The organism is Corynebacterium simulans, from assembly GCF_001586215.1.
In the GTDB taxonomy this organism is placed as follows: domain Bacteria; phylum Actinomycetota; class Actinomycetes; order Mycobacteriales; family Mycobacteriaceae; genus Corynebacterium; species Corynebacterium simulans.
Window position 1 is genome coordinate 757,974 of the sequence record NZ_CP014634.1, and the last position, 13,828, is coordinate 771,801.

13 protein-coding genes are annotated in these 13,828 nt (G+C 57.2%); 10 read left to right on the forward strand and 3 right to left on the reverse strand.

Annotated features, from left to right (window positions below; translation table 11 throughout):
• Nucleotides 1–75 precede the first annotated feature (75 nt).
• Nucleotides 76–1,557, reverse strand: coding sequence for an NAD-dependent succinate-semialdehyde dehydrogenase (locus WM42_RS03505; RefSeq protein ID WP_061920927.1), 1,482 nt, complete (start codon nucleotides 1,555–1,557; stop codon nucleotides 76–78).
• 31 nt (nucleotides 1,558–1,588) lie between these two features.
• A complete protein-coding gene (gabT, locus tag WM42_RS03510; RefSeq protein WP_062035700.1) occupies nucleotides 1,589–2,917 on the reverse strand; it encodes a 4-aminobutyrate--2-oxoglutarate transaminase in 1,329 nt (442 codons plus the stop codon).
• Between the two features lie 144 nt (nucleotides 2,918–3,061).
• On the opposite strand from gabT, the gene WM42_RS03515 reads away from it, so the two are divergent.
• The 6 genes from WM42_RS03515 to WM42_RS03540 all read left to right on the forward strand — a co-directional run bounded on the left by WM42_RS03515 (nucleotide 3,062) and on the right by WM42_RS03540 (nucleotide 10,053).
• Nucleotides 3,062–4,570 (forward strand): PucR family transcriptional regulator, encoded by a 1,509-nt coding sequence (locus WM42_RS03515; RefSeq protein ID WP_062035701.1) that lies wholly within the window; start codon nucleotides 3,062–3,064, stop codon nucleotides 4,568–4,570.
• Between the two features lie 82 nt (nucleotides 4,571–4,652).
• Nucleotides 4,653–5,585: a carbohydrate ABC transporter permease gene (locus WM42_RS03520; RefSeq protein WP_371326196.1), complete on the forward strand. Its 933-nt coding sequence runs from the start codon at nucleotides 4,653–4,655 to the stop codon at nucleotides 5,583–5,585.
• A gap of 16 nt (nucleotides 5,586–5,601) precedes the next feature.
• Entirely contained in the window at nucleotides 5,602–6,426 is an 825-nt protein-coding gene (locus WM42_RS03525; RefSeq protein WP_062035702.1) for a carbohydrate ABC transporter permease, read from the forward strand.
• 64 nt (nucleotides 6,427–6,490) lie between these two features.
• Complete coding sequence (locus WM42_RS03530) at nucleotides 6,491–7,813, forward strand: ABC transporter substrate-binding protein (RefSeq protein WP_062035703.1); 1,323 nt, start codon at nucleotides 6,491–6,493, stop codon at nucleotides 7,811–7,813.
• Between the two features lie 44 nt (nucleotides 7,814–7,857).
• Nucleotides 7,858–8,937 carry an ABC transporter ATP-binding protein gene (locus WM42_RS03535; RefSeq protein WP_062035704.1) on the forward strand — a complete coding sequence of 360 codons (1,080 nt, stop codon included), beginning with the start codon at nucleotides 7,858–7,860 and terminating at the stop codon, nucleotides 8,935–8,937.
• 807 nt (nucleotides 8,938–9,744) lie between these two features.
• Entirely contained in the window at nucleotides 9,745–10,053 is a 309-nt protein-coding gene (locus WM42_RS03540; RefSeq protein ID WP_062035705.1) for a hypothetical protein, read from the forward strand.
• A 15-nt stretch (nucleotides 10,054–10,068) separates the two neighbouring features.
• Here WM42_RS03540 and WM42_RS03545 read toward each other — a convergent pair whose 3' ends face one another.
• Nucleotides 10,069–11,310 (reverse strand): M20 family metallo-hydrolase, encoded by a 1,242-nt coding sequence (locus WM42_RS03545; RefSeq protein WP_062035706.1) that lies wholly within the window; start codon nucleotides 11,308–11,310, stop codon nucleotides 10,069–10,071.
• Nucleotides 11,311–11,433: 123 nt separating this feature from the next.
• Here WM42_RS03545 and WM42_RS03550 point away from each other — a divergent pair, with 123 nt between their 5' ends.
• The 4 genes from WM42_RS03550 (at nucleotide 11,434) to WM42_RS03565 (ending at nucleotide 13,798) form a co-directional block, all read left to right on the forward strand.
• The gene (locus WM42_RS03550) at nucleotides 11,434–12,546 is read left to right on the forward strand and encodes an RsbRD N-terminal domain-containing protein (protein ID WP_158510260.1); all 1,113 of its coding nucleotides are present in this window, start codon (nucleotides 11,434–11,436) and stop codon (nucleotides 12,544–12,546) included.
• 4 nt (nucleotides 12,547–12,550) lie between these two features.
• Nucleotides 12,551–13,165, forward strand: coding sequence for a cation efflux transmembrane domain-containing protein (locus tag WM42_RS03555; RefSeq protein WP_062035708.1), 615 nt, complete (start codon nucleotides 12,551–12,553; stop codon nucleotides 13,163–13,165).
• Between the two features lie 88 nt (nucleotides 13,166–13,253).
• Nucleotides 13,254–13,481 carry a hypothetical protein gene (locus WM42_RS03560; protein WP_062035709.1) on the forward strand — a complete coding sequence of 76 codons (228 nt, stop codon included), beginning with the start codon at nucleotides 13,254–13,256 and terminating at the stop codon, nucleotides 13,479–13,481.
• A 23-nt stretch (nucleotides 13,482–13,504) separates the two neighbouring features.
• Nucleotides 13,505–13,798, forward strand: a complete 294-nt coding sequence (locus WM42_RS03565; protein WP_141741003.1) for a hypothetical protein — start codon at nucleotides 13,505–13,507, stop codon at nucleotides 13,796–13,798.
• The last annotated feature ends 30 nt before the right edge of the window (nucleotides 13,799–13,828 follow it).

Sequence of the window (13,828 nt, forward strand, 5' to 3'; positions counted from 1 at the left end):
CTTTTTCTGCAAAAAGTGAGGGCGCCGAGGGGCAATGCCTGTAAAAATCAGCTCGCTGAGGCTTGCCGGTTAGAGCTAAGGCTTAGCGATGTAGCGCACGGAGATGTACTCCTCGATGCCTTCGGCACCACCTTCGCGGCCGAAGCCGGATTCCTTGATGCCCCCGAATGGAGCGGCCGCGTCAGAGATAGCGGAGCGGTTGATGCCCACCATGCCTGCCTCCAGCGCGTGTGCCAGGTATTCCGCGGTGTGGAAGTTCTCGGTGAAGGCATAGGCTGCCAAACCGAACTCGGTGTCGTTGGCCTTCGCCACGCCCTCTTCCAAAGTGGAGAAGGTGGTCACGGTGGCTACCGGCCCGAAGATCTCCTGGCGCAGAATCTCGGCGTCGTCAGGCACGTTCGCCAGAACGGTCGCTGGATAAAAGAAGCCGGCGCCATCCGGGCGCTCGCCGCCGGTGGTGGCGGTAGCACCCTGCTCGAGCGCGCGCTCGACCAACTGAGCCACTCCGTCGCGCTGCTTCGCGCTGATCAGCGGACCAAGCGTGGTGCTTTCTTCCAAACCATGGCCTGCCTGGATAGCAGCCATCTTCTCGGTCAGACGATCTGTGAACTCCTCAGCCACTGCCTCGTGCACGATGAAGCGGTTGGCCGCGATGCAAGCCTCACCGCCGTTGCGCATCTTCGCCTGCATTGCACAGTCAAGCACTAGGTCGAGGTTGGCGTCCTCGTGGACCAGGAACGGGGCATTGCCACCCAGCTCCATGGAGGTGCGTTGCAGATTATCGGCAGACTGGCGCACCAGAATCTTGCCCACGCCGGTCGAGCCGGTAAACGTCACCTTGCGCAGGCGCGGATCCGCCATGAGCTCGGAGGACAGCGCGCTCGACTGCGTGGTGGTCACGATGGAGAACACACCAGCCGGCACCTCGTGGCGAGCGAATACCTCTGCGATGACCTCACCCAACAGCAGCATGGTCAACGGGGTTTCCGCAGCGGGCTTAACCACGACCGGGCAGCCAGCGGCGAAGGCCGGGGCAATCTTGCGGGTGGCCATGGCCAGCGGGAAGTTCCACGGAGTGATTGCCAGCACTGGGCCCACCGGGGTGTGGGAGACGGTAATGGAGCCGTTGCCGGCCGGCGACTGCGAGTAGCGGCCCGGAATGCGAACTGCTTCCTCTGCGAACCAGCGCATGTACTCAGCACCATAGGCCACCTCGCCCAGCGCTTCCGCGTAAGGCTTTCCCATCTCCAAGGTCATCACGCGCGCGAAGTCTTCCTTGCGCTCAATAATGGCGTTGAAGATGTCAGTGAGGATGATAGAGCGCGTGCGCGGCGCAAAACCGGCCCACTCCTTTTGCGCGGCGTCGGCAAGCTCCAGCGCGCGCATCCAGTCAGCGGAGGTTCCATCTGCAACGTTGGCAATGACTTCTTCCGTTGCTGGGTCGAGGACCTCGAAAGTGGCGCCGCCGGTGGCTGCGACGTTCGTGCCCTCCAGCCAAAGGCCAATTGGCAGAGAACCCAACAGCTCAGAAACCTGCGAATAATCAAAGTTTGTCATTTGCTTCTACCCTTTTGGCTGCAGCCCAGACTTACTTGTACTCGTTGAACTGCTTGACCACTACTTGCAGGGCCTCGCGCCACAGATCCTCCGGGATGGCCAGGGAAGGCAGGAAGCGGATGACGTTGTGGTCAAGGCCGCAGGTGAGGATGAGGACGCCCTCTGCCTTTGCGGCATCTGCAATCTTGTGGACGAGCTCGGAGTCTGGCTCGCCATCAGCGGTGACGAACTCGAGTGCAAGCATGGCGCCACGGCCGCGGAACTCGGCGACGCGCTCGTCGCCCAGGATTGGCTCCAGCTCCTCGCGGGCAATCTTTTCCAGGTTCAGTGCGCGGGCACCAAAGTCCTTCTCCTCAAATTCCTTGAGAGTGGCCAGCGCTGCCGCACAGGAAACAGGGTTGCCGGTGTAGGTGCCGCCCAAGCCGCCTGGCTGCGGTGCATCCATGATCTCTGCGCGGCCGGTGACAGCGGAAAGCGGCATGCCGGAAGCAATCCCCTTGGCGATGGTGACCAGGTCGGGGACGATGCCCTCGTGGTCGGAAGCGAACCAGGTGCCGGTGCGCATCATGCCGGCCTGAATCTCGTCGACGATGAAGACAACGTCGTTGTCGTTGCACCACTTCTGGATAGCTGGCAGGTAACCCTCAGCTGGGACCACGAAGCCGCCCTCGCCCTGAATCGGCTCGACCACAACGCAGGCGAGGTTGGCTGCGCCGACTTCCTGCTCGATCATGGTGAGGGTCTTCTTGGCTGCTTCCTCACCACTGAGCTGGTCGCGCAGCGGGTAGGACATCGGCGCACGGTAGATTTCCGGCGCGAACGGGCCAAAGCCGTTCTTGTATGGGGACTGCTTTGCGGTCATGGCCATGGTGAGGTTGGTGCGGCCGTGGAAGGCACGGTCCATAACTACAACGCCGCGCTTGCCAGTGTAGTTGCGGGCAATCTTGACGGCGTTTTCCACTGCTTCCGCGCCGGAGTTAAACAGCGCGGTCTTCTTCGGGTGATCGCCCGGAGTCACCTCGTTGAGCTTTTCAGCGACCTCAACGTAGGACTCGTACGGGGAGATGGTGAAGGAGGTGTGAGTGAAGTGCGCGACGGCCTCCTGCACGGCCTTGACGACGGCCGGGTTAGAAGCGCCCGCGGAGGTAACAGCGATGCCGGAGGCCAAGTCGATGAAACGGTTGCCGTCAGCATCAGCGAGGATGCCGCCGTCAGCGTCGACGACGTAGCCCGGAAGCGAAGGCGCCATGCCGGCCGGGATGGCGTTCTTGCGGCGCTCATCCAATGCGGCGCTGGCTGGTCCGGGGACCTCCTGAGCGAGGTGGCGGGTCTGCTCGATGCGGTATTCAAGTTCCTGCATGATTCTCCTTCAATCGTCTTGCTTTGTGATGTGAATCATTGTGGATGCCACGACTAGTCACAGACCATGGACATCGCGTATATATTTAGGGCAAAAGACTATTCACTGTGTCTATCGACGAGTTACTGCAAGAAGGTCCCGGCAATGAGCGAGCTTCGCTTTCAATGGCTGTTTAACCAGCGCAAACTAAACCTGCGCCCGATTCTCGAAGGCCCGCGTGAGTTCACAACCATCCAAGCCAGCGAGTTGCGCGATCCCAGCGAGTTCACCACTCAGGGCGCCATCATCCTGACCTTGGGACTAGCCTTCGAACACTCGCCCAGCGACTTTTCCGCCTATGCGCGCACCCTGGTGGCAGCGGGCGTGGGTGCCATTGGCTTCGGCACTGGCCTGACCTTCTCCACGGTTCCGCAGGAGCTTATCGACGCCGCGGCGCGTCACCATCTAACGCTCTTTGAAGTCCCCCGCGCCACGCCTTTCATCTCGATTATCAATACGGTGACTACGGAGCAGACGCGCATCGAGAACAACCTCCAGTTCACCTTGCACCGTCAACAGGAGCGTTTGAATCAGGCGGCGTCGAATGGCACTAATGCGCTGCTGGAGCGGGCGTCGAAAGAACTCGGCGCTGCCGTGGCCGTGGCTAACGATTCAGGAAACGTCATCAATCGTCACGACTTAGGCGAGCTGTCCGCCGTCGAGTTCGCTATTGCCGCGGCAAGCCAAAGCTCGGGACGGACCTCAGGCGCGCGCTCGAGCATCACCAAAGACGGCACGACGATCGCCACCATCACCAACGTGTTTAATACCCACGGCCGACGGCGCATCGCGCTTGCGGTATCCCGCGAGCAAAAATTCGACTCTTACGATCGAGCATTGACCCGCCATCTCGCAGGCTTGGCGGAGATGCTGCTACAAAACCGCGATTCTTCGGCCCGCATCATCTTAGGCGCCCTCGCCCTTGCAACTCAGGTCTCCGGCACCACGTCTGTGCTTGGTGCCACGGCTTTAGACGCCGCTTTCAACTCTGTAGCCTCCCACGGCCGTCTCCACCTCTGCCTCGTGCAAGCTGATTCGCCCACCCGCCTGAGCCGCGCGCTGGGGCTAGTCCACCGCGCCGCAAACAAAGGCGGCTATGCCTGCTTCGTGCTGCCTTTGGAAGGCACGGCGTCTGAAAGCGCACTCATTGCCTTGCCTCCCGAAACCATCGATGCGCAGGAACTATTCGGCCGATACTCCAAAAACTTGCAGGTTTCCGTGCTCCGTGACACCCCGTGGGAGGAAATCAGCACCGACCGCGTAACGACCCTGAAGACCCACGCTCGCAGCCTGCCTCCTGGAACCATGGCGGAATTTAGCTCCGATGCACCCGCCTGGCTCGGTGAATCTGCAGTACACGAGGCTTTAGGAAAGCGCCGCGCCGCGATCGTCGGAAAGCTTCAGCACCATGACGCCGCGCACAATACGGAGCTGCTACGCACCTTGCGCACCTACTTGCTTGCCGACGCCCAGCTCGCCGCCGCTGCCAGCGAGCTCAATGTGCACCGCCACACCGTGCGCGCCCGCATCGAAAAGGTCCAAGCCCTGTGTGGCATCGATCTTGCCAACCCCGTGATTCGGGCGGAGGCTCTGCTACTTTGCCTTAGTTCTTGAGTATTTTTCGTTCATCTTTAGTTGGCCAAGTTTTCACCCCACCGGTAGCGGGTTTTAACCTTCCCAGCCTAGCTTCTCCAAAGTGGTTATTAAACAATCGGAGCATAGTCCCGATACAGCTGCTTTACGCAAGAAAGCAGAGGGGAAAAAGCGCCAAGAGTGGTGGCTCGCGCTAGCACTCTTAGCCCCCAACCTCATTTTGTTGGGAATCTTTACCTATCGCCCACTCATCGACAATATCCGGCTTTCCTTTTTTAACTGGAATATCTCGAGCCCAACGTCGACATTCGTAGGTTTTCAGAACTACGTTGAGTGGTTCACGCGCGACGATACGAAGACCATCATCGCGAATACCCTCATCTTTACTTTCTTTGCCGTAATCGGCTCCCTGGTATTGGGACTCGCGCTAGCTCTCTTGCTCAATCAAAACTTGAAGGGCCGCAATTTCACCCGATCGGTGGTCTTCGCACCTTTCGCGATTTCCGGAGCTGCCATCGGCATTGCTTTCCAGTTCATCTTCGATCCCAACTTCGGGCTTATTCAAGAGATGCTCAGTTGGGTAGGCGTTGAAAGTCCTAACTTCTATGCCATACCCGGCTGGGCGCTATTCATGGTGACTTTCACTTTCGTGTGGAAGAACCTGGGCTATACCTTCGTCATTTATTTGGCTGCTCTACAAGGCCTTTCCAAGGACTTGGACGAGGCCGCGGCTATCGACGGTGCGTCCACTTGGACGCGTTTCCGCCGCGTAACGCTGCCACAGCTTCGCCCCACTACATTCTTTCTTTCGATCACGGTGACGCTGAACTCTGTACAGGTCTTCGACATCATCAACGTAATGACCCGTGGTGGCCCACAGGGTAACGGCACTACCACTCTTGTGTTCCAGATTTATCAAGAGACCTTCGTGAACTTCCGCGCTGGCTACGGTGCTACCGCCGCCACAATCATGTTCTTGATCTTGCTGATCATCACCTTGATTCAGGTACGCATCATGGACAAGCAAAACCACTAATGGGAGCGAAGCCTTAATGGATAACACCCTTAAAAAAGTTTTTGGATACATCGGCATCGTCGCCGTCCTCCTGCTGGTTGGCCTACCGCTGTTTTGGATTTTGATGACCTCCTTCAAAGCCAAAGGCGACATCTACACGGATCCAGTAAATTGGCTTCCACCCAGCTGGGAAACCGCGAACTACAAAGACGCAACCACCCGCGTTCCTTTCTGGACGTACCTGCGCAACTCGGTGCTCATCACAGCTGCACTGTCGGTGCTGAAGATCGTGCTTGGCGTGATTTCTGCGTATGCGCTGGCAATCCTGCGTTTTCCGGGCCGCAACATCATCTTCCTAGTAGTCATTTCAGCGCTGATGGTACCTTCCGAAATCACCGTCATTTCCAATTACGCACTGGTCAACGCGCTGGGCTGGCGAAATACCTTCGCAGGCATCATCGTGCCTTTGGCTGGCGTCGCATTCGGCACCTTCCTGATGCGCAATCACTTCTTATCGCTGCCCTTTGAACTGGTTGAGGCCGCAAGAATGGACGGCGCTGGACCTATTCGCCTGCTGACAAAGGTCTTGCTTCCGATCTCTTGGCCAACGTTGACAGCCTTCGCAGTGATCACCATCGTCAACGAATGGAACCAATACCTGTGGCCATTCTTGATGTCCGATACTGCCGATGTCGCACCGCTTCAGGTGGGTCTAACCATGCTGCAAAACAACGACGGCGTCACCAACTGGGGTCCAGTTATGGCCGCCACCATCCTCACCATCATTCCGATTCTCATCATCTTCCTGGCCCTTCAGAAATACATGATCAAGGGCCTTACCACTGGTGCCGTCAAGGGATAGCCGCAGATGGCTACCTCAACCACGCTCGCCGTTTAGTCTTTCTATTTCTACAAGGAGTTAATTCATGGACCGCCGTTCATTCCTCTCTGTTCTTGCACTGAGCACCGCCTCGGTTTCTCTTTCTGCCTGCGCAGGCACTTCCTCCACTGACCCACAAGCTAAGAAGAATTCCTCTGGTTCCGGGGAAGTCACCGAGCTGACCTGGTGGTCCAACCACCCGGGTTCCTCGAAGGACATCGAAACCGAGATCATCTCCCGCTTCGAAAAAGAAAACCCGGACATCAAAATCAACCTGATTGATGCCGGCAAGAACTACGAGGAAGCAGCCCAAAAGTTTAACGCGGCACTGACCGGCAGCGACCTTCCCGACATCGTGGTTCTCTCCGATGTCTGGTGGTACAACTTCGCTATCAACGGTCAGATCGCGAACGTCGACGAGCTCGCCAAGGAAGCAAACGTCGACCTTTCCTCCTACGTGCAGCCACTGTATGAGGACTACGCCTACGACGGCGGCCACTTTGCACTGCCATTTGCCCGCTCTACTCCGCTCTTCTACTACAACAAGGACGCATGGAAGAAGGCTGGTCTACCTGACCGCGGACCAAAGTCTTGGGACGAGATGGATAAGTGGGCTACAAAGCTCGCGGATGCAAACCCCGATATGCAAGCCTTTGGCTGGGGCGATGCTGTTGACTACCTGGGTTGGATCTTCCAGGGGCCGCTGTGGTCCAAGGGCGGCGCATACTCCGATGAATGGGAGCTCAAGTTTACTGATCCCAAGACCATCGAAGCCGTCGAGTGGCTGAAGAAGGTCACCGATGAAAAAGAAGGCTACTCCTACGTGAGCAACGATATGGCGATGGAATTTTCCACCGGCCGCGCCGCTGCCACGGTGCTTTCCACCGGTGACCTCAGCGGCATCACCGAAAACGCCAAGTTCGACTTGGGCACCGCGTTCCTGCCTAATCCAAACGGCGATGGTGCTTGCCCAACCGGCGGAGCTGGTCTGGCTATCCCAGCCGGCATCGACAAGAATCGCCAAATCGCAGCGATCAAGTTCATCGACTTTGTAACCAATGACCAAAACACTGCCTACTGGTCGCAGAACGTCGGTTACATGCCCGTGCGCAAGACTGCAATGGAACTGGATGAGCAAAAGAAGTTCATGGAAGAAAACCCGAACTTCAAGACTGCTATTGAACAGCTACCGGATACCCGTCCACAGGATTACGCACGTGTATTCCTCCCCGGCGCAGATCAGGAAATCGGCGGTGCCTTCGAGAAGATCGTTACCAACCGCGATGACGTCAAGAAGACCCTAACCGATCTGGAAAAGACGCTGCAGTCTATCTACGACAACCAGGTCAAGCCGGTCATCAAGAAGTAATTCATCTCGCCGCCCCGTCTTCGTACCTGAACTGAGAGGAAACCATGGCAACTGTCACTTTTGATGGTGTCTCGCGGATTTATTCCAAGGACGCCGAACGCCCCGCTGTCGATTCGCTCAACCTCGACATCGCCGACGGCGAGTTCCTTGTGCTCGTCGGACCGTCTGGTTGCGGAAAATCAACGAGTCTTCGCATGCTCGCTGGATTGGAGCCAACCGATTCCGGCTCCATCCGCATCGACGGCAAGGACGTCACGGGCGTTAGCCCATCCGATCGTGATGTTGCCATGGTCTTCCAGAACTACGCCCTCTACCCCAACATGACCGTTGCGCAGAACATGAGCTTCGCCTTGGAAAACCGGAAGATGGGCAAAGCCCTCATCAAGGAGCGTGTTCAGGAAGCGGCGAAGATCCTGCAGATGGAAGACCTACTCGACCGCAAACCTGCAAACTTGTCGGGCGGCCAACGCCAACGCGTAGCGATGGGGCGCGCTATTGTGCGCGAACCGGCGGTGTTCTGCATGGACGAACCACTGTCTAACCTCGATGCCAAGCTGCGCGTATCTACCCGTGCGCAGATTTCCGAATTACAGCGACGCCTCGGTACCACGACGGTTTATGTCACCCACGACCAGACAGAGGCTATGACCATGGGCGACCGCGTGGCGGTACTAAATGCGGGTGTTCTGCAACAAGTTGCACCAACTCGGGAAATTTATGACCACCCCGCTAATACCTTCGTCGCGGGATTCATCGGATCGCCTGCAATGAACCTCTATGACATCGACGCTTCCGTTCTGCGCCGCTGGGGTTTCGAGCAAGCGCCAGAAGGTCCACTTACGGTGGGCATTCGCCCTGAAGATTGGAAGCGGAGTTCTGAAGGCGAAGGCGGCGTAAAGTTTGTCATTCACCATGTTGAGGAACTTGGCCACGAGTCTTACCTCTACGGCGATCTCACTGGCGAGGACGGCACGGTGTTTAGCTCCACTACTCGTCTGGGTGGCAATACCGGTGTGCTCGTGGAACCGCGCAGCCATCAAAGCATCGGCGAAACCATCTGGCTGAAGCCAAATACCTCGAACGTGCATATCTTCGACCGCGAAAGCGGTAACCGCATCAACTAACGGGCAGGGACTAGAGACAAACAGCAAGCGTCCATAAACCGCCAGTGAATGCACAGGCAGTCCCAGCGACCTAACAGCCACACATCATTGCTGTGCCAGCCGCATGTCTCATACTTTTGTTGTGCGTTTGAGAGAGCGCATGAGAGAGATAGAGAGAACCCCTCAGCTTCCGGAGGGCAGCCTTGGCTGATAATCGGAGGCGTTTAGAGAGAGACAGCGATAGCGCCCAGAGCCTTTTCGAAGACCTGGGCGCTTTCGTTGTGCAAAATATAGCGATATACAAACCTACTATCTTTTGCACAGCGTTCTTGTGCCGGTTTCTGGGGTTTGAGAGCTCATAATTTGCGTGTGTGTTTGAGAGAACGCGCAAAGAGGGAGATATAGAACAGTGCGGTACCAGCTTCCTCGAGGCAAGGCTTTCGAGATGACTAAGGAATTGCTCCGTCCTCTTTCCGTAACTGCAATCGTCGCTCTGTCCTTAAACAGCACGGTCGTGCCTACTGCCCAAGGGTTTAGCTCCGGGTCATCGTTTGGGGGTTCCTACCTCGGTGGCTTTGGAAAGAGCGAGTGGGTCAGCCCAGTGGGAATGATCGCCCGCGTAGAAAACGGCGAAATCGTGATGGACCGTCCGCTCAACGAGGGCGATGACGTCGAACAACTCGTAAAATACGGGCACGCTGACAACCTCACGCTGCTGCCAAGCGACATCGGCAGCTGGGGCGAAAGCTACTTCCCGATTCTGGATCAGAAGGTTCTCGCTGGCAAGATGTCGCTGCGCTTTATCCGGGGCTGCTGGGTTCTTAGAGTATGTTCAACGCGCAGACCGCCTCAATTGAGGTTCGCGTATCCCGCGAAATTACTGCCGATTGGAATGCTATAAAACCGGCAACCGTTGTCATCGCGGGTCGTGGCGGCTGGCAAGCCGAGCAGGATGAGGAAAACTTCACCCAGCTCTACGGCATCAACCTCGAAGGATCCGGTGAGCGCCGCGCCAATACCGCCGGCGTCGACGACAGCTCCGTGCTCGACGTCAACGCCGAGCCGGTAGAAGAAACCACGGAGTCTGCCGTACTCGAGTCCATGGCGGGCGCGCAGGTAACGCCGCTGGACAAGTAACTCGAGCCAGGTGTTTTAGGTCAGCGCGCCCTCAACCAGGCGCGCTGCCACGTGGGTAAATACATCAAGACCTGCAACGCAGTCTTCATCCTTGGTGTATTCCGCCTCATTGTGGGAGACGCCGTCAACGCTTGGGATAAAGAGCATGACGGTCGGTACGTGCTCCTTCATATTCGTCGAGTCGTGCCCAGCCACGGTGAAGATCTCCTGGTGAGAATAGCCCAGCTCTTCAACCACTTCACGCGCAAGTTCCACACCGGCCTCTGGATACGGGTTGAGCGCCCACTCATGGGTAGTGTTCAGCTCAACACGGGTACGGGACTCTTCTTCCGCTGCCGCAATAATCTCCCGAACGCGCTTCTGCGCGGTCTCCAGCGTCTCGCTATTCGGCGAGCGTAGGTCGATATTGAAGCGCACCTCACGGGCAATGGTCACCGGCGAGTTTGGCTCCAAGGTCAGCTGGGACACAGATGCCTGAAGCTCAAACTCTGGAAACTCTCGCGTTAAACGCTGTACTTCGGCAATGATGAGAGAAGCGCCAAACAGCGCATCACGACGATCCACCATCATGGTGGAACCGGTATGTCCCTGCTCACCGTGCACTACCGCCTGGAACTTCTTCGCGCCCCAGGTCGCGGTCACCAGGCCGATGGTGTTGCCAGCAGCCTCCAAACCCTTGCCCTGTTCAACATGGATTTCGCCATAGGAAACCACCTTCGGGGCCTGCTCGACCGGGGTCCATTTCGCTTCCTCAAAAGCCTCTGCCACGGTGGTTCCTGCAAGGTCCGTCGATTCCAGCGCCTTTTCCAACGGCATAATTCCGGTGAACACGGAGCTGCCCATCATCGACGGAGAAAAACGCGAGCCTTCCTCGTTAAACCAGTTGATTACGGCCAGGTTATAACGCGGCGAAATCTTCTCCTCTTCCGCAAGGCGGGCCACCCGGTTTGCCGCATGCGCTGCCGCCAGCACGCCGTATGCACCGTCATAACGCCCGGCCAAAGGCTGTGAATCGAGGTGCGAACCCAGGCCTACAAAAGGCGCGTCCGGAACGAACTCGAAGAGACCGTACTGATTGCCAATCTCGTCGTAGTGCACGCGCGCACCCATCGACTCCAGCACCTGCGCAAACCACGCACGATTAACGCGGTCGCCTTCGCTCGCAGCCTGCCTTTCGACGCCGCCTCCCGCAGTCGCGCCATTGGCCGACATCTCACGGAAGTCCGCCAGGTACTGTTCATCAGTTGTTGCTCGCATGCCTTAATCCCTCCGAATCTAGTAATTCATGTTCCAAGTCACACTAGAGCCCAATCGACAAGTGCACAGGTAGATTCAGAAAATCGGGGCAATATCCCACATATCCAGATTATGGTTATGCATATGCACAATTCCGATTGGAAAAAGATACTCGCCGAAGTTCGTGCAGATATACCGAGCATGGCAGAAGAGTTTATTCAGAAATTCCGCGATTCCGGAAGCTACGGCACCTCTCGCATCGACGAAGACGAGCTTCGAGAGACCGCAACCGCCGTGCTTGGCATCCTTATGGACTCACTTTCCGGTGAGGCCACCGAAGAGAAGGTTCGCCAGCACGCCGATGATCTCGGCCGGCGCCGCGCACAACAAGAAGTTGCCATCGGGACGCTTGTCGACGCCATCCAGCTTGACTTTCTTGTCATTTGGCAGCGCATTCGCCGCACCGCACATGCGAATCAGGAAGTGCTCATAGCCCATGTCGATGAGCTCCACAACGCGGTTACCAAATACAACTTCTTTGTCCGCGACGGCTTCCGTAGAGAAAATGCCCGCCTCGCCCGCGACCTCCGCCTCGCTAATGGTCGCTATATCGACAAGCTCTTTTCTTCTGCAACCATTAGCCCGCTCGGAGCTGAAGAAATAGCTCTTGCTCTAGGATGCGCCGCGCAAGAAACTTTCGATGTCGCCGTTTTTCACGCAAGCAGTTCACTCGAAGCACGCGACGCACTCGACACGGCTACCGCGCAAGGCCATGTATTTGGCCATGCCCATCACGGACTCTTCGCTGCGTTCTGGCCAAATAAATTACATCCCGCACCTGAGCTTCCCGATTTGCCCAGCGTCATTTTCCCTAAGGTAAAAGGCTTGGTGGGTGTGCGAGAAGCTGTACTAGCTACCCCGTCCCTTTTTGAAGCGGCTATCCTTGCACCCCATCCCACACCAGTCGAAGAATTGGCGTGGACAATCGCTGGCCAAGCATTGGCGGATTTCCCTGGCACCCGGCTCAAGAAGTTGAGTACTGTAATCACCAAGCTGCGCGCCGAACAGCCCTTGGTTGTCGAAACCGTCGAAACTTACCTGCGCACAGGTTCTGTCAAAGCAACGGCAGAGGCGAGTTTCTGTCACCGCAATACCGTCATCAACCGGCTACACCAATTCGCCGTAGCCACGAATTACGTAGTAACACTCCCCTACGATGCCGCCGCAATAATTCTTGCGCTCAATACTAACATCTAGCCTCGTGAGCTCTGAACTAACTTCTTCCACCCTCGGCACCCGCGCCCGGCGCGTGGTGGCGGGGGTTGCCACATTGAACCTGTTTGGCTTCATCGTTGAAGTGGCCATGGCCTGGCACATCGGCTCGGCTTCACTGCTTGCCGACGCCGCGGATTTCCTTGAAGACTTCCTCATCAACGCACTCGTCTTGGCGGCGCTTGGATGGTCGGTAGCGGGGCGTCGGAAAGCAAGTTACGGGCTTGCGGGACTTATCCTCATTCCGGCAATCGCGGCCTTTGCCACTGCAATCTGGAAGATGATTAGCGGCACTCCGCCAGAAGCCTTCCTGCTTTCCGGTACCGCGGTATTTGCTATGCTCATCAACCTACTTTGCGCGGTATTGCTGCTTAGTCTGCGCAAGCATGGAAGCGCGCTGACCAAGGGTGCTTGGCTGGCGGCCCGTAATGACGTAGCGGCCAATCTTCTTATCCTACTGGCTGGCGTTATCACCATCTGGTGGTTTAGCCCATGGCCGGACATCGCTGTCGGCATTGTAGTAGGAGTTATCAACTTGAGCGCTGCGAAGGAAGTTCTAGAAGCCGCCCAGGCAGAAGACCCGGAACTAGAGCTAGAGGAATAATCCCCATTTTCCGAGGGTCCTTGGGACTTTTACTCCATACTCCTTATCAGAATCGCTGACCTCGATAAGGAAGGAACCTAGATCTCTCATGCAGTCCCAGACCACGCAGATGCCAGCCCTGACGCCTGAACGCATCGCACAGGAACGCTCCCAGATTCAGTCCAACAAGAAGGCAATGGCGCGCGTCGCCAAGCTCGAGCGTGAAGCCTTGTCTGAGGCACGCAAGCAGGAACGCGACTTAGATACCGTGTTCCTAGGCATCCTGTCTGGGGTTCTGCTGGTCTACATGGCGCTGATGGCTGCCGCTTTGGTTTAGATGGGAATGCCATGGTGACCACGATGGAAATTCCCAACCGATACCGCAGCAAAGCTTTCGCGGAAAAAGCCCGCGAATCGGCACGCATGGCAAAGGCTTTGGAAGCCGCCAAGCGGGAGGAGCAAGAGGCCGGACGCGGCACCACCTATCTGTTGGCCGTGCTGTGTGCCTTGGTAGGTATCAGCATCTTCATCAAGTTTTGGCCGTGGGTTTTGGTTTTCTGCGCCGTCGTCATCGCGACGATTATCGTCGTCGCGCTTCTCCCCGCCTCCTACGACGAGTCCTACCCCCAGACGGGTGCAACGCGAGATTCCTGAATCTTTTGTGAATTATGCAAATCTTATGCA